The sequence below is a fragment of the Bradyrhizobium genosp. SA-4 str. CB756 genome, assembly GCF_000473125.1.
GTDB lineage: Bacteria > Pseudomonadota > Alphaproteobacteria > Rhizobiales > Xanthobacteraceae > Bradyrhizobium > Bradyrhizobium arachidis.
The window spans coordinates 9,103,275-9,124,722 of the sequence record NZ_KI421499.1; the positions used below are offsets into that span (position 1 = coordinate 9,103,275).

Annotated in this window: 17 protein-coding genes; 6 read left to right on the top strand and 11 right to left on the bottom strand. The window is 65.4% G+C overall.

Annotated features, from left to right (window positions below; genetic code table 11):
* The first annotated feature begins 136 nt into the window (after nt 1–136).
* Nucleotides 137–592, top strand: coding sequence for an Lrp/AsnC family transcriptional regulator (locus BRAGE_RS0143920; RefSeq protein WP_027563162.1), 456 nt, complete (start codon nt 137–139; stop codon nt 590–592).
* A gap of 125 nt (nt 593–717) precedes the next feature.
* On the opposite strand, the gene BRAGE_RS0143925 is transcribed toward BRAGE_RS0143920, so the two are convergent.
* Both BRAGE_RS0143925 and BRAGE_RS57435 read right to left on the bottom strand, forming a co-directional pair.
* Nucleotides 718–1,155 carry a hypothetical protein gene (locus BRAGE_RS0143925; protein ID WP_231164148.1) on the bottom strand — a complete coding sequence of 146 codons (438 nt, stop codon included), beginning with the start codon at nt 1,153–1,155 and terminating at the stop codon, nt 718–720.
* A 132-nt stretch (nt 1,156–1,287) separates the two neighbouring features.
* Nucleotides 1,288–1,758 carry a hypothetical protein gene (locus BRAGE_RS57435; protein ID WP_108914623.1) on the bottom strand — a complete coding sequence of 157 codons (471 nt, stop codon included), beginning with the start codon at nt 1,756–1,758 and terminating at the stop codon, nt 1,288–1,290.
* Nucleotides 1,759–1,819: 61 nt separating this feature from the next.
* Between BRAGE_RS57435 and BRAGE_RS0143935 the strand changes: the two genes are divergently transcribed.
* Nucleotides 1,820–2,740, top strand: coding sequence for a LysR family transcriptional regulator (locus BRAGE_RS0143935; RefSeq protein WP_027563159.1), 921 nt, complete (start codon nt 1,820–1,822; stop codon nt 2,738–2,740).
* Nucleotides 2,741–2,842: 102 nt separating this feature from the next.
* On the opposite strand, the gene BRAGE_RS0143940 is transcribed toward BRAGE_RS0143935, so the two are convergent.
* The 3 genes from BRAGE_RS0143940 to BRAGE_RS0143950 are packed head-to-tail and all read right to left on the bottom strand — an operon-like array spanning nt 2,843 to nt 6,085.
* Nucleotides 2,843–3,628 carry a fumarylacetoacetate hydrolase family protein gene (locus BRAGE_RS0143940; RefSeq protein WP_027563158.1) on the bottom strand — a complete coding sequence of 262 codons (786 nt, stop codon included), beginning with the start codon at nt 3,626–3,628 and terminating at the stop codon, nt 2,843–2,845.
* 15 nt (nt 3,629–3,643) lie between these two features.
* Nucleotides 3,644–5,011: an LLM class flavin-dependent oxidoreductase gene (locus tag BRAGE_RS0143945; protein WP_027563157.1), complete on the bottom strand. Its 1,368-nt coding sequence runs from the start codon at nt 5,009–5,011 to the stop codon at nt 3,644–3,646.
* A 21-nt stretch (nt 5,012–5,032) separates the two neighbouring features.
* On the bottom strand, nt 5,033–6,085 hold the full coding sequence (locus BRAGE_RS0143950; RefSeq protein WP_027563156.1) for an Ldh family oxidoreductase: 1,053 nt from the start codon (nt 6,083–6,085) through the stop codon (nt 5,033–5,035).
* A gap of 296 nt (nt 6,086–6,381) precedes the next feature.
* Between BRAGE_RS0143950 and BRAGE_RS0143955 the strand changes: the two genes are divergently transcribed.
* Nucleotides 6,382–10,491: a bifunctional diguanylate cyclase/phosphodiesterase gene (locus tag BRAGE_RS0143955; protein WP_028146507.1), complete on the top strand. Its 4,110-nt coding sequence runs from the start codon at nt 6,382–6,384 to the stop codon at nt 10,489–10,491.
* On the opposite strand, the gene BRAGE_RS0143960 is transcribed toward BRAGE_RS0143955, so the two are convergent.
* The 5 genes from BRAGE_RS0143960 to BRAGE_RS0143980 form a co-directional block, all read right to left on the bottom strand.
* The gene (locus BRAGE_RS0143960) at nt 10,465–10,806 is read right to left on the bottom strand and encodes a hypothetical protein (protein ID WP_027563154.1); all 342 of its coding nucleotides are present in this window, start codon (nt 10,804–10,806) and stop codon (nt 10,465–10,467) included. The genes BRAGE_RS0143955 and BRAGE_RS0143960 overlap by 27 nt on opposite strands.
* 230 nt (nt 10,807–11,036) lie before the next feature.
* Nucleotides 11,037–12,029, bottom strand: a complete 993-nt coding sequence (gene galE / locus BRAGE_RS0143965) for a UDP-glucose 4-epimerase GalE (protein ID WP_027563153.1) — start codon at nt 12,027–12,029, stop codon at nt 11,037–11,039.
* Between the two features lie 19 nt (nt 12,030–12,048).
* A complete protein-coding gene (locus tag BRAGE_RS0143970) occupies nt 12,049–12,855 on the bottom strand; it encodes a WecB/TagA/CpsF family glycosyltransferase (protein WP_027563152.1) in 807 nt (268 codons plus the stop codon).
* The gene (locus BRAGE_RS0143975) at nt 12,848–15,220 is read right to left on the bottom strand and encodes an exopolysaccharide transport family protein (RefSeq protein WP_027563151.1); all 2,373 of its coding nucleotides are present in this window, start codon (nt 15,218–15,220) and stop codon (nt 12,848–12,850) included. Before BRAGE_RS0143975 ends, BRAGE_RS0143970 begins: the two co-directional genes overlap by 8 nt.
* 276 nt (nt 15,221–15,496) lie before the next feature.
* A complete protein-coding gene (locus BRAGE_RS0143980; RefSeq protein ID WP_027563150.1) occupies nt 15,497–16,291 on the bottom strand; it encodes a class I SAM-dependent methyltransferase in 795 nt (264 codons plus the stop codon).
* A gap of 394 nt (nt 16,292–16,685) precedes the next feature.
* On the opposite strand from BRAGE_RS0143980, the gene BRAGE_RS0143985 reads away from it, so the two are divergent.
* Nucleotides 16,686–17,714, top strand: a complete 1,029-nt coding sequence (locus tag BRAGE_RS0143985; protein WP_027563149.1) for a glycosyltransferase family 2 protein — start codon at nt 16,686–16,688, stop codon at nt 17,712–17,714.
* 15 nt (nt 17,715–17,729) lie between these two features.
* On the opposite strand, the gene BRAGE_RS0143990 is transcribed toward BRAGE_RS0143985, so the two are convergent.
* A complete protein-coding gene (locus BRAGE_RS0143990; RefSeq protein WP_027563148.1) occupies nt 17,730–18,716 on the bottom strand; it encodes a glycosyltransferase in 987 nt (328 codons plus the stop codon).
* Nucleotides 18,717–18,967: 251 nt separating this feature from the next.
* Here BRAGE_RS0143990 and BRAGE_RS0143995 point away from each other — a divergent pair, with 251 nt between their 5' ends.
* Both BRAGE_RS0143995 and BRAGE_RS0144000 read left to right on the top strand, forming a co-directional pair.
* A complete protein-coding gene (locus tag BRAGE_RS0143995; RefSeq protein ID WP_027563147.1) occupies nt 18,968–20,035 on the top strand; it encodes a glycosyltransferase in 1,068 nt (355 codons plus the stop codon).
* A gap of 39 nt (nt 20,036–20,074) precedes the next feature.
* Nucleotides 20,075–21,427 carry an O-antigen ligase family protein gene (locus BRAGE_RS0144000; RefSeq protein ID WP_027563146.1) on the top strand — a complete coding sequence of 451 codons (1,353 nt, stop codon included), beginning with the start codon at nt 20,075–20,077 and terminating at the stop codon, nt 21,425–21,427.
* Nucleotides 21,428–21,448 lie beyond the last annotated feature (21 nt).

Consider the following 21,448-nt stretch of genomic DNA (forward strand, 5'->3'; position numbering starts at 1 on the left):
TCGCGCGGCGATCAGCGAAGGTTAGGCCTGGGCGGCTGGTAGGTCTTACCTATTTTTCCCGCGTAGATCACAAATTCGGTAGAATTTTGCGCTATGCTATCAAATTTGGTAGAAGTTCCCGATCTGAGAGGCTTTCATGATCGAAGAACAGGACACGCGAATACTCGCCCATCTTCAGAAGGACGGCCGCGCCACCAACCAGCAGTTGGCCGATGAGGTCGGCATGTCCACCTCCGCCTGCTGGCGCCGGGTGCGTGCGCTGGAAGAGAGCGGTGTCATTCGCGGCTATGCGGCGCTGGTCGCGCGCGAGCAGGCGGGCTTTGCGATGTCCGCTATCCTCCACGTTTCGCTGGAGCGGCACGATGCCAAGTTCGTCGACGAATTTGTCGCCCGGGTCACGAAGCGCCGCGAGGTGCTGGAGTGCTTTGCGACCACGGGCGACGCCGACTACCATTTGCGCGTCGTCGTGCAGGACATGGCGGCCTACAACCGCTTCCTCGACGAGTTCATGTTCCGCATCCCCGGCATCCGCTACGTCCGCAGCAACGTGGTGCTGAAGGAGATCAAGACCGGCGTGGCGCTGCCGTTCTGATGAGGCTGGCACGGTGCCGTAGGGTGGGCAAAGCGAAGCGTGCCCGCCATTCGTTCACGGCGACAGAAAGATGGTGGGCACGGCGCGAGAGCGCCTTTGCCCACCCTACGGCACCGTTGATCGTGTCACGGTGCTTTTGCTTCAGCCCCGCCCCTGAGCAGAATCATGAAGACGAGAACGTGGCTGACGAGCAGCAGCGGCACGTAAACGGCCGGAATGTAAATGCCGGCGCCGAAGAGGCCGGGATTCTGGATTTTCGTCACGCCCATGTAGTAGGCGTTCAGAAGATCCAGCGTGCCCCAGACGTTGAATATCCAGACCAACGGAACGGCGATCGACCATCGCCAGGTGAGTGCCGCCATCGAAACGAGCGCGAGGGTGGCGGCGATGAGATCGCCCCAGCCGACCTGGCCGGCGAAATCCGGGCTCAACTCCGAAGAGACGAACCCGGCGACCATGAAGTTCATGCCCAGGAACCTGAACGCGTTGAAGGCTGCGAGAAGCCTCAAGGCGTCATAGCGCGGCATGGCGCGGAGTGCCGGCCAGACGTAGATGGCGGCCACCACCGCGCTTGTCAGGAAGGCGCCGGCGACACTGAGCACGAATGGAAGGTTGAAGCTCGGAGGCACTTTGGGATTCCTTGCGATTGTCTGTCCGGTCGGATGAAATCGAAACGGCTCGACCTCCGCGGAGGCTCAGGGCTTTGTCATGAGCAGACGGAGCGGCATCAGCGGGCCGACCGCGATGTATTCGTGGTCCACGAGCTCCTGCTTGGCGAGGGGCAGGCCGTCCATGATCGCGTGTCCCTCGGCAACGTCCTTGACGTTCAGCAGGAACACGGCGCCGCGCCCGTCGGACCGCGAATACCATTCTCGAACCATCCCGTTGAGATAGAGCTGAACGGTCTGCCTGACTTCGTCGGGCATGACGGCCATCACCTGTTCGCGCGTGATGCCCGCCTTGACGGTCAGAATGACCAAAACCGCGGTTGTCGGCGAGGTGGCTTGTGCTTGGGCTTGGGATGAATCGACCATGAGAGTAGCGCCTGTCAGTGTGAGGGTGAGTGCCAATACGACGTTGCGGATTGTCTTCATCGGCTTCATGTCTCCGGTCACGGCGGTCGCCGTGATGTCGCCGATGTCGGCGCACGCGGCGGTACGGCTCATCAGCATTCCGGATGTAAGACCGCTTTTCGCGCGGCACTATTCGCGATAATGTTGATGGGCTATGAAGCAAAACTTCACAGTCAGGCAGGGCGCGCTCGACGGTGTGGAGGCGTTCCTGAGCGTCGCCCAGCACCGCAGTTTCCGCCGCGCGGCCACCGAGCTCGGGGTCACGCCGTCGGCCATCAGTCAGGCGGTGCGCGCTCTCGAGGCGCGCATCGGCGCCGCGCTCTTCATCCGCACGACGCGCAGCGTCGGTCTGACCGAAGCCGGCGAAAGATTCCTTGCGCGCGCAAGGCCTGCCTTCGAGGAGCTCATTGCGGCAAGCGGGGCGGCACGTGAGCTCGGACAGCGACCGGCCGGGCTCCTGCGTCTCACCGTGCCGCGCTCAGTCGTGCCGATCCTGCTGGAGCCGCTGATCGCCTCGTTCTGCCAGGCATTTCCCGAGATCGAGGTGGAGCTTGCTGCAAGCGAGGAGCTGGTCGACCTCGCAGCCGAAGGTTTCGACGCCGGCATCAGGTTGGGCCAGTTCATCGCTCCCGACATGGTCGCGGTGCGCCTGACCAAGCCTTTGCCTCTCATCATCGTCGGCAGTCCGGCTTACCTCGCCCGTCGCGGCCGGCCCGAACGCCCGGACGATCTGCGCGAGCACGCATGTTTGCGATTGCGGCGATCGAACGGTGCGCTTGCATCATGGTCGCTCGACGACAACGGTCGTTCGATCGAGATCGTCGTTTCGGGACCTTTCATCGCCAACGACTTTCCCACGATGCTCGGAGCCGCCATTGAAGGCGTGGGTCTCGCGCAGGTGCCCGCGCCGCTGGCCACCGGCGCCGTGACGGCAGGAAAGCTCGTCCATGTGCTGGAGCGATTTTCGCCGATGACGCCGGGTGTATTCCTCTACTATCCCGGCCACCGGCAGATCATGCCGAAGCTGCGAGCCTTCATCGACCATGTGAAGGGGCGCTCGGGGACAACGGCCTGATCTAAAGCATGATCCGGAAAAGTGCGCAGCGGTTTTCCGAAAAGATCATGCTCAAACAACAACCTAAAGCGCGATGACGATTCATCCTAATCTCATCGCGCTTTAGCGCCCCTCCCGCACAAACCTGTTCCGCAGCGTCCCGATGCCGGTGATGTCGATCTCGACGACATCGCCGTGCTTGATATCGGGCGACGCGCCATCCGTGCCCATCCAGATCACATCGCCGGGCCACAGCGTAAAATATTTCGTCAGCTCGACCAGGAATGGGACCACACCAAAAATCATGTCGTTGGTATGGAAGCGGTTGGTCTCCTGGCCGTTGACCCGGACGACCGTTTCCATTTTGGCAATATCGGCCTCGGTCTCGATCCATGGGCCCATCGGCTTGAACGTGTCGGCGTTCTTCGCGCGCCACAGGCCGCGATCGGCCTTCTGCCAGGAGCGCTCGCTGACGTCGTTGCCGATGGTGTAGCCGAACACGCAATCCATCGCATTCTGTTCGGTGAGGTGCTTCACCTTCTTGCCGATGACGACGACGAGCTCGCCTTCATAGTGGATCTTCTCGGTCGCGAAGGAGGGGATCACGACGTCCTCGTTGTGGGCGATCAACGCGTTCTGCGCGCGATAGCCGATCTCGGGCCGGTCGGGCACAGCCGGCACCTCGCCGCGTTTGTCCGCGGCCTCCTTCAGGTGCTTGAGGTAATTCAGCCCGACGCAATAGAAGGTCCGCGGGATCAGCGGCAGCTCGATCTTGACCTCGCCAAGCGGATGTACGCGCGAGCTGCGCTGCCATTCGCCAAAGGGGTCGCCGTCGACCGCGATCACCTGGTCGCCTTCGACGATTCCCCAGGAGATTTTGCCGGACGCCGTGAATTTCAGCCAGCGCATGTCCAGTCCTCGCCGTTATTCCGCGGCATCGCGCGGCTGCACCTTCCAGGCGCCGGCGGGAGGCCGCGTCAAGCCGAGGTTCTCCCGCAGCGTCTTGCCGCGATACTCCTTCTGGAACAGGCCGCGCCGCTGCAATTCCGGCACGATATGCTGCACGAAGTCGGCATAGGAGCCGGGCACGTAGGTCGCAGCGATGACAAAGCCGTCGCAGCCGCGCTCGACGAACATCTCCTCCAGTCTGTCGGCGATCTCCTTGGGGCCGCCGACCATGGCGTCATGCACCTGGCCGCGGCCGGAGAAGGTGACGAAGTCGCGCGCGCTCGGATTGCTCTTGCCGGAAGTCTTCAGCACGCCGTCGCGGATGCCGAGAATGCCCTGCATGCTCTTCAAGTCCTCCGTCGTCAGCGGCTCGTCGAGATCCTTGGACGCGAAATCGTAGTTGAGCGCTTCGGCGAGCAGCGACAGCGCGTCGATCTGGAGCGGCAGCTTGTTGATCAGCGCCATCTTGTCCTCGGCCTCGGCCTTTGTCGCGGCGCAGACCGGCGTCGTCAGATTGCACAGGAACATCTGGTCGGGATCGCGGCCGGCCTTGGCGGCCTCGTTGCGCACGGACGCATAGCCTTCCTTGGCGGCCGCGAGGTTGCGCGCGGCAGTGAAGATCACCTCGCCCCATCGCCCCGCAAAGCGCTGGCCACGGCCGGACGCGCCGGCCTGGATGATGACGGGGTGGCCTTGCTGCGAGCGCGGCACCGTGAACGGGCCGCGCGACTTGAAGGCCGGCCCGTTGTGATCGAGCCGCTTCACCTTGCTCGGATCGGCAAAGCGGCCGCTCTTTTTGTCCATGATGATCGCGCCGTCCTCCCAGGTGTCCCAATGGCCGAGCACGACCTCCATGAATTCGTCGGCCTTGTCGTAGCGGGAATCATGTTCGGGATGGGAGTCGCGTCCCATGTTGAGCGCTTCGCCGTCATTGAGCGAGGTCACGACGTTCCAGCCCGCGCGCCCGCCCGACATCAGGTCGAGCGTTGCGAAGCGGCGGGCGACGTCGAACGGCTCGTAGTAAGTGGTCGAGCAGGTCGCGCCAAGGCCGAGCTTGTCGGTGACCATGCCCATCGTGGTCAGCACGATCAGCGGGTCCATCTTCACGCAGCGGATGCCGTATTCGACGGTGTGAGCATGGTCGTTGCCGTAGCGGTCCGGCATCGCCAGGCGATCGTCGAAGAAAGCCATGTGGAATTTGCCGGCTTCGAGGATCCTCGCGATCTCCTGGTAATAATCCGCCGACATCGAATCGTCGCGCGAGTCCGGATGCCGCCAGGAACTCGGCAAGTTCGTGCAGTTCTGCGCCTGAAGGAAGCCGACCAGGACCATCTGCCGATTCATGCTACTGTTCTCCAAATTGCGTCAGGTGAGGTCGAGCACCGTGTCGAGCCGGTACTCGCGCGCCAAGGCGCGCATTTTCTCCCAGGTCGCATCCTCGACCTCGATGCCGTCACGCAGGCGCTGCTGCTCGCGGATGCCTTCGATCTCGCCGGGATAGTAGACGCCCTTGCTGCCCTCGGAGGGCGGCGTCGATTTCAGGTAGTGCGCGAATTCTGCGACCTCGCGCTTGAATTCCGTCAGCGGGCGGAACGCGGCGACGTTGAACACCGCCATGAAGCATCCGTCATTGTGCCGTCCCGTGGGTTCGACGCCGAAGCCGAGACCGGTGAGCAGGCCGCACAGCACCTCGACCATGGCGGCAAGGCCACTGCCCTTGTAACCCTCGGTGCCGCCGAGCGGCAGCAGCGCGCCGCCCTTGCGGTATTGCGTCGGGTCGGTGGTGTGCCGCCCCTCCGCGTCGATGATCCAACCGGTGGGAATTTCCTCACCGCGCGCGACCGCGAGCTGGATCTTGCCGGCCGCGACCGCAGAGGTCGCCATGTCCAGATAGAACGGCGCCGCGAGATCGGACGGCACCGCGATCGAGATTGGATTGGTGCCGAGCCGCGCCTCCTTGCCGCCGAACGGCGCCACGTGCTTCGGCGAGCGGCCGGAATCCGCCGTGGCGATCCCGATCATGCCCTCGCGCATCGCCATCAAGGGATAGGCGGCGAGGCGGCCGACGTGGCTCTGCCGGAACACGGTGCAGGCGGCGACATTCGCCGTCTTCGCCTTCTCGATCGTGAGCGCCATCGCCTTGGCGTTGACGTGGAAACCAAAACCCCAATGGCCGTCGATCACGGTCGTGGTCGGCGACTCCTGGACGATGGTCCATGGTGCGCCGGGCACGATGTGGCCGGCCTTGATGCGGTCGATATAGGTGGGAACCGCGATCACGCCGTGGGAATCATGGCCGGCGAGATTGGCGTTGACGCAGCCGGTGGCGACCGCGTCGGCCTCTTCCTCGGACGCGCCGGCGGCCCGGAGCAGCGCGGCGCTGATGCGCGTGAGGCGATCGGCTCTGACGATCGGCATGGCGTTCCCTCGGCTTTCGTGCCCTTAATGGGCTGCTTGTTGGGAGCCATCGTCTCAAAGCGCGGGAGCGATATCAATCTCCCGTAAACCAATACAGGGCTGCAAATTCGTAAAGAGAGCGCGCCTTTGGTCGAAGATTCGTCCCGCGTGGCGGCATTTTCGCGAGTTTAACGCCGCGCGTTCGCAGCTCGTTCACTTTGATCGATGGTTTGCCGCAGGCAATAACGACCACTTAGGCCATCGCCCTTCATAAAGGCACCGGGAGAAATAGGCAGAAATGCCCGGGAGCTAAGAACGTGCCGACGACACTCGCGCGCACCTTTGCGGCGTTGAGCGCCATCAATGAAGCGATCCTCTACGCGAAATCGCCGGACGAGCTGTACCAGAAGGTCTGCGACGCCGGGTTTTCGAGCGGGGACTTTTTGGCCGTCGCTGTGTTCCTGGTGGATGTGGATGGTCAGCGGCTGCGTTTCGCCGCCGGTTGCGGCGACGACATTCCGCGGCTGCGCTCGCTCCTGATCACCACGCAAGCCGGCACGCCCGAGGGGTCGGGCGTCGGCGGCGAGGCGTTTCGCGATCAGAAGCTGTGCATCAGCAACGACTATCTGAACGATCCGCGGTCGCTGGCGTGGCGCGCCGGCGCGGCCAGCGCCCATATCGGCGCAGCTGCCGCGTTGCCGCTGCTCTGCAACGGCAAGAGCGTCGGCGTGCTCTATGTGACCCGCAGCGAGGCCAACTCGCTCAACGAGCAGATGGTGTCGCTGTTCGAGCGCATGTCGGCCAACATTTCCTATGCACTGGAGAATTTCGCGCGTGAGACCGCGCGGCAAACCAGCGATCGATCGACGCGGCGGCTCAATCGCATGTTCGGCGCGCTCAGCGCGACCAATGAAGCCATCCTGCGGGCCAAGACCGAGCAGGAATTGTATCAGCTGGTGTGCGACGCTTCCGTGCACAGCGGCAAGTCGCTGGCGACGATCGTGTTGCTGCGCGAGCCGGATTCGCACTGGATGATCCCGGTCGCCTCCACCGGAGAAAATCTCCAACTGGTCACCCAGGCGCGCTATTCGATCGATCCGGACAATCCCTATGGCAAAGGCCTCTCCGGCGAGGTGTTCCGCACGCAGAAGGCCATCGTCGAGGACGATCTCGCCAGTCGCACCAAGGGCTCGCCCTGGGAGCAGGCTAATGTCAACACCGGGGTCGCGGCCTGCGTCGTCGCGCCGCTGATCAGGCACGGCGAGAGTGTCGGCGTGCTGCTGTTCTTCATCAGCCGTTCCTGGGCCAAGGACGAGGAGATCGTCGCGCTGCTGCTGCGCATGGCCGAGAACGTCTCGTTCGCGATCGAGAATTTCGGCCGCGAGACCGAGAAGGCCAGGATCGCCGCGGAAGAGGAGCGCCTGGCGCGCATGTATGCGGCGCTCAGCGCGACCAATGAGGCGATCCTCCGCGCGCACTCGCGGGCCGAGCTGTTCGATCTCGTCTGCGAAGCGACGGCAAAGGGCGCCAAGTTCACCTCGGCCGCCATCGCGCTGGTCGATCACGATGCCGAGCTGCTCCGAGTCGCCGCGTGCTACGGGCCGAACGCGGACGTCGTCCGCAGCTTCAAGTTCTCCACCTCCGAACAGGTGCCTGAAGGACGGGGGCTGACCGGAACCGCCTTCCGGTCGCGGCAACCCTGCATCAGCAACGATGTGCTGTGCGACGACCGGATCGCACCCTGGGCCGCCAACGCGCGCCGCAACGGCATCGGGTCTTCCGCGGCGCTGCCGCTGTTCAACGGCGACCGCGTCGAAGGCGTCTTCCTTTTCAACTCGCCAGAACGCGGCACGTTCACGCCCGAATTCATCGAGCTGTTGCAGCGGCTCCAGGCCAATGTCGCCTTCGCGCTCGAGAATTTCGATCGCGCGGACGAGAAGGCCAAGGCCGAGATGCAGCGCAACCGGCTGCGCGGCATGCTGGAGGCGCTGAGCGCCACCAACGAAGCGATCATGCGGGTCAAGACCCGCGACGAATTGTTCAAAGCGGTCTGCGACGCCGCCGTGCTCGGCGGCACCTTCACGTCGGCCACCATCGCCATGGTCGATCCGACCGGTCGCCATCTCGACATCGCCGTCACCAAGGGCGAATGCCGCCATCACGTCGAGAAATGGCGCTTTGCGACGTCCGCCGACGAGGTCGAAGGGCGGGGGCTCGCCGGCACCGCGTTCCGCACCAGGGCGCCTTGCGTCGCCAACGAGCTCCTCACCGACGTTCGCGCGACCCATTGGCGCCGCATCGCCCGCGATCAGGGCACGAAGTCGGGCGGCTGCTTCCCCCTGTTAAAAAACGGCACCGATGCCGTCGGCGTCCTCCTGTTCCTTTCGCCGGACGAAGGCACGTTCACGCCTGACCTGATCCAGCTGCTGGGGCGCCTTGCGGAGAACGTCTCCTTTGCGCTCGACAATTTCGACCGCGCGGAGGAGCGGGCGCGGACCGAGGCGCAGAAGGAGCGCCTGACGCGGATGTTCGCGGCCCTGAGCGCCACCAACGAGGCCATCGTGCGCGCCAAGTCGCGCAGCGAGCTGTTCGAGCTGGTGTGTCAGGGCGCCTCTACCGGCGGCAAGTTCACCTCGACGACGATCGCTCTGGCCAGCGCCAGTAGCGATCAGCTCGCGATCGTTGCGGCGGCAGGGCCGTCCGCAGAGACCACGCGCAACGTTCGTCTGTCCATCGATGCCGATCGGCCGGAGGGCCGCGGCATGAGCGGCACCGCGTTCCGCACCCGCCAGCCCTGCGTCAGCAACGACTACGTCAACGACAGCCGCGTCAGCGCCTTCCATCAGATATTGGAAGGCGATGGCGCACGGTCGGGCGCGGCGTTCCCGCTGATCACGCACGACGAGCCCGTCGGCGTCATGATCTACATGTCGACCGAATCGGCCACATTCACGGCGGAATTCGTCGAGCTGTTGCAGCGTCTCGCCGACAACGTCTCCTTTGCGATGGAGAATTTCGACCGCGCCGACGAGAAGAACCGGGCGGACGAGCGGATCGAGTATCTCGCCTCGCATGACAGCCTGACCGATTTGCCGAACCGCGAGACCTTCAACGGGTTGTTGCGGGCGGCGATCGACGAGGCGCAGCGCCACGATCACCGTTTCGCGGTGCTGTTCATCGATCTCGACCGCTTCAAGGTCATCAACGATTCGCTCGGTCACGAGGCCGGCGACCTGCTGCTGCTTGAAGTCGCGAACCGGCTGCGCGGCGCGCTGCGGGCCAGCGACGTCGTCGCGCGCCTCGGCGGCGACGAGTTCGTGGTGATCCTCGACCAGTGCGGCGAGATCGACGACGTCCAGCGTATCGCGACCGGGCTCTTGACCGCGCTGGCCGAGCCCATGGAGCTGGCCGGCCACGAGTGCCACACCACGGCGTCGATCGGCATCGCGATGTATCCGGCCAACGGCTCGGACGCGCAGACGCTGACCAAGAACGCGGACATGGCGATGTATCTCGCCAAGGAAGACGGCAAGAACGGCTATCGCTTCTTCTCCAAGGAAGTGAAGACGCAGTCGATCGAGCGGTTGTCGCTGGAGAGCGCGCTGCGCCGGGCGCTCGAGCGCGAGCAGTTCACGCTGAACTACCAGCCCAAGGTCGACATGGAGACCGGCCAGATCACGGGTGTCGAAGCCTTGCTGCGCTGGACCCATCCCGATCTCGGCAGCGTCTCGCCGGCGCAGTTCATTCCGCTTGCGGAGGAAACCGGCCTGATCGTGCCGATCGGCCGCTGGGTGCTGAACGAAGCCTGCGCGCAGGCGATGGCCTGGCAGCGCCGCGGCCTCCTGCCACTGTCGATGGCGGTCAACCTGTCGCCGCGGCAGTTCGCCGACGAGCATCTGTTGCAGGACGTCGACGAGGCGCTGGCTGCGAGCGGCATGTCGCCGGTGCTGCTCCAGCTCGAGGTCACCGAGAGCATGATGATGCGCAATGTCGGGCGCGCGCTGAAGGTACTCGATGCCATCCAGAGCCGCGGCATTCGCTTGGCCATCGACGATTTCGGCACCGGCTATTCGTCGATGTCGCTGATGAAGCACTTCCCGATCGACACCATCAAGATCGACCGTTCCTTCGTGCGCGACCTGCCGCAGGACTCGGAAGACCAGGCGATCGCGCAGGCGATCATCAGCATGGGCAAGGCGCTCGGCATGACAGTCGTGGCCGAAGGCGTCGAGAACGCCGAGCAGGAGACATTCCTGCGCACCCATGGCTGCGACGAGATGCAGGGCTATCTGATCTCCAAGCCGCTGCCGGCCAGGCAGATGGCAGAGCTGCTGCGGCCGACGGTGCTGCCGGTCGCGCCGCCGCTCCAGCCGGAGCTGGGCTCGGGCGACGCCGCGGCGTCAGGGCTGAAACGCGCTGTCATCTAGCGGCTGCGGGTGCAGCTCACGGACCTCGTGCTCGCCGGCTTCCGCCTTGCTCGGAAAATCCTGCGGTCCCGTCAGCGAGGTCTGCTCGACGAACAGCGCGAGAATCGTGCGCGCACCCTCGGCGAAGCTCGTGCCCTCGTTCAAGCCGAGCGCTGTGCACCATGCTCCGTTCATCGGCTCCTGGTCGTCGACCACGGCCATGGCAGGCCCCCACCACCAGGCGGGCGCGGGCGAGCGCTCGTCCGCGGGCACGACGTGCCAGCGGACGAACTCATCCATCACGCGCTCGAACTCCAGGCGTGCAGCCTGATGCATGCGGTCGATACTCCCAGAATCTGCATCCGATGACAGGCCGACGTACGGATTTGATCGCGACACTGGCGTTCGGAAAAATCGGCTCGCGCACATTGGGCGAGCCATGCATGCCGACATCATCGTCGGCCGTGCCTGAATGTGCGGCCGTCGGCGATGCGCCAACGGCGGCCATGAACAGGCATTCTAGCCGCCTGGAGGTGCGGCAGGCAAGGTACGGATGTTACGGTTGCTTAACGGACCTTGAGCGGATGCGCCTTCTGGTGCCAGGCCCAGGCGGTGCGGATCACCGTGGCGAGGTCGGAGTGGCGCGGCACGAAGTCCAGCACTTTTCGCGCGGCGGAGGGGTCGGCGACCAGGTAGGTCGGATCGCCGGCGCGGCGCGGCTTGACGGTGTGCGGCACCTCGCGCCCGGCCTCCTTCTTGATGGCGTCGAGGATCTCGCGCACCGAGAAGCCGGAGCCGGTGCCGAGATTGAAGCTGCCGCCGGCATGTCCCTGTTCCAGCAGCTTCAGCGCGGCGACATGCGCCGCCGCGAGATCGGTGACATGGATGTAGTCGCGGATCGCGGTGCCGTCGGGCGTGTCGTAGTCGTCGCCGAACACGGCAAACTCGACATGGCCCTGGAGCGCCATCATGGCGCGCGGAATGAGGTGGGTCTCGTTGTCGCGCAGCTCACCGATGCCGCCGGCCGGATCGGCGCCGCTGGCGTTGAAATAGCGCAGGCAGAACGCACCGAAGCCGTAGGCCGAACGATAATCGGCGAGCATGCGCTCGATCATCCACTTCGATGCGCCATAGGGATTGATCGGCGCGCAGGGAAAGTCTTCCGGCAGCTCCTTGGAATCGGCATTGCCGTACACGGCGCCGGTCGAGGAGAACACGATACGATGACAGCCCGCATTGCGCATCGCCTGCAGCAGCGACAGCGTGCCCTGGACATTATTGATGTAATATTTCTGCGGGTCGGTCATGGACTCGCCGACGAGGCTGGCGGCGGCGAAATGCATCACCGCCGTGACCTTGTGATCGGCAAAGGCGCGTGCCAGCGCCGCGCCGTCGAGCAGATCGCCCGTCACCAGCGGCCCGGCCACAAAATTGCGATGACCTGTCGTGAGATTGTCGTAAACGACGGGCTGATAGCCGGCGGCGGCCAGAGCGCGGCAGGCGTGCGAGCCAATATAGCCCGCGCCTCCTGTGACGAGGACGGTCGGTCGGTCGGTCATGTCGTAATCTACTCTTCTCTCAGCGATTGAACGGCCGGTTGCGGCTGAAGAGAAGATAGAGTGCGCGGGGGTTGGTGGTCAAATAGCGCCAGAACAGGCGGCGCGGCTCGAGCAAGGTCCGCCAGGCCCATTCGAGCCCGATCTTCTGCATCCAGAGCGGAGCGCGTGCCCGGCTGCCGGACAGGAAGTTGAACAGACCGCCGGACGTCTTGATAACGCCAACATTGGTGAGATGCGGCGTGAATTCCTCGACGAATGCCTGCTCGTTGGGCACGCCCAGCGCGACCCACAGGTAATCCGGCGCGAGCGCGTTGATCTCGTCGACCTTCGCGCGCAGCGCTTCGCCTTTGAGATAGCCGTGGCTGCGCCCGATGATCTTGAGGTCCGGATACATCTTCTGGACGTTCTCGACGGCGGCGAGGTTCTCGACCTCGCTGGCGCCGAACATGTAGAAGGTGCGGCCGACAGCTTCCGCCTTGCGCGCGACGACATGGAACAGGTCCGTGGTCGCGACGCGCTCGGGCAGCGGAAACCAGGATTGCAGCCTCGAGGCCGCCACCAGCGGCTGACCGTCGGCATTGATCATGTCGGCGGCGCGGAACAGGCGCTCGGTCTGCGGCTCGGTCGAGCAGCGCGCCAGCACTTCGCCGTTCGCCGAGGTCAGGAACAGCGGACGGCCGATGCGCTTGTCGGGATCGGTGGCCTCGATCATGAAGTCGGCGGTCGCTTCCAGGTCGAGCGCAGCCATGCGCAGGCCGCCGACGGTGATCCGCGGCACGTCGGCTGTGGCTGCCCTTCCGTCGAGGTTGACGCGGCGCTCAAGCATATTGTCTGCCTCGCTGGCGCGCTTGGGTTGCGGGGGTGAGCTCGTCGAGCACGACGCCGACGAGCTTGCGCTCGGCGCGGCCGAGCGTGCTCAAAATCTCTTCCAGGCCGTCGTTGATGTCGAGACTGGTCGGCAGCACCGCCACCAGCGCATCAGTGTCGTCGAGCAGCTTGCGGCTGCCGGCGCTGAGCGGCGTCACGGGGCCGTCGAGAATCACGAGATCATAGCCGCCGGCGGAGCGCGCCTGCGCAATCGCCTTGCGGATGGCCTCAGCCGCCTTGCCGGCATCGCCTTCGGCGGCGGGCAGAACCGAGATGCCATTGACCGTCTTGATCTCGCGCGCGGCCTTGCTGCCGTTCGAGAGCCAGCCGAGCCGGCTCGGCTCGCTCTTGCCGTTGCGGCCAACCTTGTTCGAGAGCGAATGTGCCAGATGATCGGCATCTATCATCAGCACGCGCACGCCGTCGCGCGCGGCCGCGAGGGCGAAATTCAGCGCTGTTACGCTCCGCCCGGTGGTCTCGCCGGCGCCGACCAGCGCGATGACCGGCATCGCCTTGCCGCCGGCGCGGCGGGCGACGGCAGCGCGCATGTCGCGCCAGGCGTTGAGCAGGCTCGTCAGCGGGAAGCCGGGCCGCAGCGTCGGCCAGCCCAGCCGGGTGACATCGACGCCGCCGCCGGTGGCAAGGATGGCGCCGAGCGTGTGAATGACATCGGCTTCCTGGAGCCGCGCGATCAGCGGCTTTTCGATCACAGGTTTTTCGGCCATCGCAGGTTGCAGCGGTGGCGCGGCAAGTTCCGGCAGGGCGTGCCCGACGTCGGGAGCGCGCGCGACCGGCTGCGGCGGAGCAGGCTCCGGCGTTCGTGCGACCTGCGGTGCGCGCGCAGTGTCCAGCGCCGGCGTGCGCTGGGGGCGGGCGGGCGTCGGCAATGGTGCGGCCGCGCCGGCGAGCAGAAATTCGGCGGCGACGAACCAGCCCGATGCGGCGATCGCGCCGAAGATGAAGCCGATCATCGCGAACAGGCTCATCCCCGGCGGGAACGAGCGCCGCTGCGGCACCGTGGCTTCGCCGATGACGCGGGCCGCCGAGGTGTTCAGCGTCTCCTGCTCCTCGGTCTCGCGCGAGCGCTTGAGGAAGGACTGATAGACGTCGCGGCTGGCGTCGGCCTCGCGCTCGAGCTCGCGCAGCCGAACTGCGGCCTGGCTGAGCTGGACGCTCTGCCGCTTCTGCGCTTCCAGCGCCCGGTTGAGCGAGGCCTCGTAGTCGCGGGCGCGCGTCAGATCGTTCTTGGCGGACTGGGCGAAGCGGTCGATCTCCTCGTTGATCGTGCGCTTGAGATCCTCGACCTGCTTCTCGGTCTGGCGCAGCGCCGGATGGCGCGGGCCGAGCTCGCCGGCCTGCTCCGCGTATTTCTTGCGGGCGTCGGCATATTGGGCGCGCAGGTTCGCGATGGTCGGCGATTGCAGCGCCTCGGGGATCGCGCCGGCATCTGCCGCCGTGCGCCGGCTGGCCTCGATCTGGTCGAGCCGCGCCTGCGCGTCCATCGTCGCCGCGCGGGCTGCCGACAGCCGCTGGTTGCTGGCGGAGAGCTGCTGGTCGCTGATCAACGCGTCCTGGGTGCCGACGAAATTGTTCTGGGCCTTGTAGGTGGCGAGCGTGGTTTCGGCGTTGCGCAGCCGCTCGCGCAGCTCCTTGAGGCGGCCGGAGAGATCGTTGGTGGCGCGCCGTGCGGCAGAGGCCTGCGAGTTGCGGGATTCCGTGAGGTAGGCGTTTGTCAGCGTGTTGGCGAGCATCGCTGCCTTCGCCGGGTCGGTCGACCAGACCTCGATGTCGACGATGAAGCTCTTCTCGGTCTTGCGGATGGTGATGTGCTTGTTCAGCGCCTCGAGCGCCCCGAGCTGCACTTCCCTGCTGTCCGCGGCCGAGGGCGCGCGGGGCTGAAGGCCGATCAGGCCGAGCAGCGACGACATCAGGCTCTTGCCGTCACTGCCGCCGAATTCGGGATCCTTGTCGAGGCCGGCCTGTTGGATCACCTGGAGCAGCACGCTGTTGGACGTGATCAGGCGCGCCTGGCTCTCCACCACCATGGCCATGCCGGAGACGTCCTGCGCCCGCGGCGTGAGCTCGCGATCGACCAGCTGCAGCTCGCGCGGATCGACATAGAGCTGGGCGGTGGCGGTGTAACGGGGCGTCATGCTCTTGCCGACGGCAACGGCGAGCGTCGCGCCGAGCAGGGCGGCCGCGGCAATCGCGACCTTGCGGCGCCAGAGCAGATGGGAAAGCTCCAGCACGCTGAAGCCGGCCTGAGGCTTCTGCCGCGGAGCCTCCGGCCTGGCGCGATCTATCGGCTGGTTATAGTCAAGCATGGTCCCCAGCTTTCATTCCAACGGCCGCGGGCTGAGGGGTTACTCTTCGCTTTACGCCACGCACCCGGGATATAGGTGCCCAATCAACGCAACAGGGAAAATTAACCATACTCATTGAGGGACTATTCACCGAAATGGCAAACAAAGCGTTTAAGCGCATGCTGCTCTTGAACGCGTCACCGCGATGCAGTCCCCCAGAGATTAATGGTTCGTTACCGCGCGCGAGCATGCCGCGAAGCTTTGCTTCTCCTGCGATGGCCTGCGCGCGCATGATTGTCACATCTTCCGCAGGATGACGTGATAGTCGCCGCGGCGGACATCGGTCCCGCGCGGCAGTACGGCATTCAGCACGGCGGCACCGGCATCGACCAGGGCTGCGAACAGCGGCTTGCGCCGGCGCATCTCGGGATAGCGCGGGCTCTCGACCTCGCGGCGGTAGATCATCTCGAGGCCGTTGGCGGCGGCGAAGGCTTCGAGCCGCGGCAGCGTCACCAGCGGATGGAAGAAGGTCGGGAACGGCGGCTCGCCGGGCAGCCCGGCATCCTTGATTCCGCGGATATTCCGGTAGAACCAGACGTGAAACCAGTGCGGCGAATATTTGGTGACGACACCGGACAGCGAGCGCGGATTGGGCGCGCCGATCAGGATCATGCCGCCGCGCTTGAGCGCGTCGCGGAAATTCAAGAGCGCAGCGTCGACATGGGGCAGATGCTCGATCACGTTGTAGCAGATCACGAGATCGAAGGCCTCACGGCCGAAGCGGTAGGTCTGCACGTCGCCGAGGATCGCTTCATCCGCGTAGGTGTTGTTACGAACCTGGTCCTCGTCGATGTCGACGACGGTGATCTTGCTGCGGCTCAGCAATTCCGGCGGCACGACGCTGCACGAGCCGCCGCCGGCTTCGTAGATCGCGAGTGGGCCCTGCGGCAGCTCGCGGCGCAGCGTGTCCTGCACGGCGAGCAGGCTGTCGCGCGCTTCGCCGGGCACGAGGTCGTGCAGCGCCGGCGCCTGTGCGGCGGCCGCGGGAAGGTGGGTGACTGTCGCGAAATCGATCGTGGCTGGCTTGTTCATTTTTTCTGACCGCGCTTGTTCTATTCAAATTTACAGGAAAAAACTCGCGAGCCCGAAGAGCAAATCCGATGCCGCGCCGCTTCACGCGTCACGGTGCTTACGTTCGGGTTAATGCGCACGGTCGTTAACTACGGCATTGTTCATGTCGGGCCGTCTTCGCGGCGATGGACCACGAATTGCAGTACCACGCACGCATGATTGCGCGGGAGAAACAGGCGAAAGCGGTTAAGTGCATTGGTACGGCGAGATGCGGCTCGGCGCCGTGTTGCGCATCCAGGCCGGGCGTTCATTTTGGGACGGATCCGTGCCGCGGCGATGTGCCGTCGCGGGACGGCGCCGATCCCGCGCGATCGAAGCAGGGCTTTTTCAATCTATCTCGGACATCTAGAACGTCATGACATTGATCCCGACAGACCTGTCAGCCACGCGTCTCCAGGATGCCGTGCGCGATCCCAACCGGGAGATCGCGGCGAGCTCCCGCGTCATCGACCTGTCGGTCGGCATCGTCGTCTGCATTCCCTGCTTCCGCCGTCCGCAGCATCTGCGGCTGACGCTGGACTCGCTCGTGAACCAGCGCACGCCGCGCTCCTTTGCCGTCGTCATGGTCGAGAACGATGCCGCGCGGCGCGAGAGCGCGCCGGTCGCCGCCGAGTATCTCGCCGACGGCAGGCTTCAGGGCATCTGCCTCGTCGAGAAGCGGCAGGGCAATTGCCAGGCGATCAACGCCGCGTTCGAGACGGCGCAGGCGCTGTTTCCCGCCGCGACCCGCTTCCTGATGATCGACGACGACGAGATCGCCTCGCCCGACTGGCTCGAGCTGATGGTCCGCACCGCGGAGGCGACCGGCGCCGACGTGGTCGGCGGGCCGGTGCTGCCCGTCTTCGAGGACGACAGCAGGCCGTGGCTCGCGCGTCATCCCGCTTTCTGTCCCGCCTACGATTACACCGGCGCGGTGCCGCTGATCTATGGCTGCGGCAATTGCCTGATCACGCGCGTGGCGTTCGAGCGGTTCGAGCGTCCCGCCTTCGACCTGCGCTTCAATTTCCTCGGCGGCGGCGACTGCGATTTCTTCGTGCGCTGCCGCGATGCCGGCATGACGTTTCACTGGACCGCGGAAGCGGTCATCACGGAGACCGTGCCGCAGAGCCGCACCAGCCTCAGCTGGATCGCCAAGCGCGGCCTGCGCATCGGCGCGATCAACTACCGTGTGCAGTCGAAGGCCGCGCAGAAGGCGGGGGCACGGGTTCGGGTATTTGCGCAGATGCTGGCGCGCTTGCCGCTATCGCTGCTTCGCTCCGCGCGCCTGCTCGCGACATCGAAAGCCGTCGTCGCCATGCATCCCACGCTGGTCGCGCTCGGCTCTCTGCTCGCGGCGTTCGGCATCGAGCCGAAGCCCTACGAGGCCTCGAAGATCGTATCCTGACGTGACGGTATCGGGTTAGATGCCGAAGCGGGCGAGGGCAGTTCTCGCCACGGCGCGCGGCAGCGCCTTGAGCGATCGCCGGCCGATCATCCCGAGATAGCCCAGGGCCTGGCGATATCGGCCGAAGCGCACCGCCTGCATCGCCGCATAGGTGACGAGATGGATCTCGGCGGCCCGGCGCAATCCGGCCGCGGTGCCCTCGGGCAGCCGCGCCAGGATCAGCCCGTCGTCGAACACGCGCGCGACCGCCGGGAAGAAATCCTGCGGCGTCCGCACCGCCGCGTTCATGGTGTTGGCGGTGTGCAGGCGATAGTCGAGCAGCAGCTTGGGCGCGAACTCGAATTCTCCGATCGCCGCGAGGCGGCACCAGCAATGCCAGTCCTCGCAATATCTGAGCGAAGTGTCGAAACCGCCGATGGCGCGGAAGGCTTCGGCACGCGCGAGCGCGATGCCGCCATTGACGATGAAGTTGCCGGCCGCGAGCCGCGCCAGCACGTCGCCGGAGGGCTTGCGGCGGCCTTTCAGCAGCTCGCGCCGGCCGATCTGCCGTCCCTCGCTGTCGATGGTGTTGTAGTCGCCGTAGACGAGAACCGCGCGGGGAGCGCCGCGTGCCGCCGCCAGCAGGGCCGCCGCCGCGCCGGGGCGCAGGCGGTCGTCGGCATCGAGGAAGAGCAGCCAATCGCCGCTCGCATGGCGCGCGCCGAGATTGCGCGCGGCCGACACGCCGGCGGAATCGTTGGCCAGCAGGCGCAGCCGCGGGTCGCGCATGGCGCGAACGATTGCAACCGTGTCGTCCGACGAGCCGTCGTCCACGACGATCACCTCGCCGACCTCGCTCTGCGCCAGCGCGCTGACAAGGGTTTCGCCGATATAGGCCGCAACGTTCTTGGCGGGGATGACGACGGACACTGGCGCGGTCGGGCTCGCCGGCAGCGGCAGACGCACCGCTGGAGCGATGCGTGAAGAAGCCGGCAAATCGAGAACGTCTTCGGCGGTGATCAGAGCCACAGCTCGCCTTTAAGGATCCGTTAACCAGGGCGCATCTGTCGAACCGGAATTGCGATCGATCGCAACATCGGCCCGCTCGCGAATGATACTCGCATTACGGCCAAATCGTTGCCGCAAGGACCTGCGCGTCTGCGGTTTCGTCAATTAGCGTTAAGCCGATGGCATTAAGCCTGTGGCAAATTTGGAAGAGTGCGGCAGCCGGTCTCATGCGAGAATGCGCATCTGACTGCTCGCGGATGGATTCAGTGCCCGCAAAGACATTCGACTACGACTCCGATGCCATGGTCCTCAATCTCTTCTACGAGGACAAGGACGATCGCTGGTTTCCGGGCGACCGGCATCTGCGGCGCATGGCGCGCCGGATGCTGCTCGGCGAGCCGCGCATGAGCGGGCAGCTTCGCGTGTTCCTGAATCTTTGCGCGGGGCTCGACCGCCTCGGCATCCGCTACCGTGTCAACGACTACGGCTACATCGCGCAGCATCCAGGCGAGCTCGCCTGCATCATCGGCCGCACCTTCCTGCTCGACAAGTTCGCGTGGAAGAACCCGATCCTGCTCGGGGTTGCCGCGCACAATCATCCGCTCGACGACCCCGATTTGTTCAAGCGCCTGCCGGTGAAGAAGGTCGTGGTGCCCGGGCCGTGGTACGTCGACATGTACCGGCCGTACTGGCCCGACACGGAGGCCTGGCCGGTCGGCATCGACACCGATCTCTGGGCGCCGTCGCCCGCCTCCGACAAGACCGTCGACGTGCTGATCTACGACAAGGTCCATTGGGACCGCGAGCGCTATGCGCCCGAGCTGATCGAGCCGGTTCGCGCCCGTCTCGCCGAGGAGGGCCGCTCGTTCATCGAGTTGCGTTACGGCAGCTACAAGGAGGAGGACTACCAGGCCGCGCTGGCGCGCTCGCGCGCGATGATCTTCCTGTGCCAGAACGAGAGCCAGGGCATCGCCTATCAGCAGGCGCTGTCCTGCGGCGTGCCGGTGTTCGCCTGGGATCCCGGCGGTCCTTGGCGGGATCCCGATTATTATCCGCACCGCGTCCAGTTCGGGCCGGTGTCCTCGGTGCCGTACTGGGACGCGCGTTGCGGCACGAGGTTTGCCGACGTCGCGGGCTTCGAGACGGGCTGGGACGATTTCTGGGCCGGATGCGCGGCCGACAGGTTCGATCCGCGCGGCTTCGTGCTCGACAATCTCACGCTGGAGCAGCGCGCGCTGCAATATTACGAGATCGCGCGGAGCATCGTGCGCCAGCAGGCGGTCCCGCAGACCTCAGGCCGAGTGGTTGACGAATGCTTAACAGGCATCGGCTAGAACCTGAACTTTCCCGGCTTCATCGACCTGCCTTGAGCCATGGATCGCAGCGCCGCTGACATGACCGACGTCGAGGCCCGATCGCTCGGTTACGCCTTCCGCGATGGGCTTGCGGGGCTGAACGCCGTGCAGGCGGCGCGATGTCTCGTCGCGATCGCAGCGCTGCTCCTCGTGCTGGTGACGCTCGATCCGTTTCCCGATTTGCGCAGTGAGGCCGCCACCACCGTCGTCGGCGGACGCATGGCGCTCGCCTATATCTCCTGGGGCCTGCTGGCTGCGGTGGCGGTGCTGTTCGTCGCCAGCACGGACGGGCCTTCGCTGAGGAGCCTGGTCACGCCGCTGCATCTCTGTCTCGTCGGCTGGCTGCTGGTCAACATCATCTTCTCCGAGAGCCGCGGCGTGTCGATCCAGCGCTTCGTGCTCGCCGCCAGCGTGACCTCGCTCGCGGTGCTCTTGCCGTTGCTGCCGCCGACCCAGCGCAGCTTCAATCTGTGCCTCGGCGGTGCCGCGCTCGTGCTGCTGGTGCTGTGTTATCTCGGCGTCTTCCTCGCGCCGCAATACGCGACCCACACCGCACTCGACATCACCGAGCCGATGCTGGCCGGCGACTGGCGTGGCAGCTTCGGCCACAAGAACGTCGCTTCGCCCGTGATGACCATCCTGGTCTATGTCGGCATTTACCTCACCGCCGTCGGCTCGTTCGTGATGGGGCCGGCGGTCGCAGCGCTCGCCGGCATCTTCCTGATCTTCACCGGCGGCAAGACCTCGTCGGTGCTGTGCCTTGCCATCTATGGGCTTGCATCGCTGGTCTATGTGACGCGGAGCCTGTGGCTGAAGCGGATCATCTGCTTCGTGCCGTTGATCGTGATGAACCTTTTGACGGTCGGCAGCGTCTTGAGCCCGGCGCTCGGCGCCATGACGCGGCAGCTTCCGCTGGATCCGACCTTCACCGGCCGTTCCGACATCTGGGAGTTCGCGCTCGCGGCCGTCGCCGAAAAGCCGGTCATCGGCCACGGCTACGCGGCGTTCTGGGACGACGTCACCGAACGGCAGACCGCCCAGGGCGCCGAATGGGCGACGAGCGCGGCGCACAGCCACAACAGCTATCTGGACCTCGCGGTCACCATCGGCTTGCCGGGACTGCTGCTCGTCATCCTCGTCTTCGTGCTCGCGCCGCTTGGCAATTTCCAGTCGGCCCAGGCCTATAGCCGCAGCGGCGCGCTGGCAAAACTGTTCCTGACCGTGTGGCTGTTCGGTCTCTACTACGGAACCACTGAAACTTTCCTGCTCGAGCGGCAGAATCCGATCTGGTTCATGTTCGCGCTCGCGGTCGCCGGCCTGCATTTCCTGGCCAGGTTCCAATGCGTTGATCAGATGAAACCCGAACGCTGACAGCTTGTCGCAGGGCCGTGG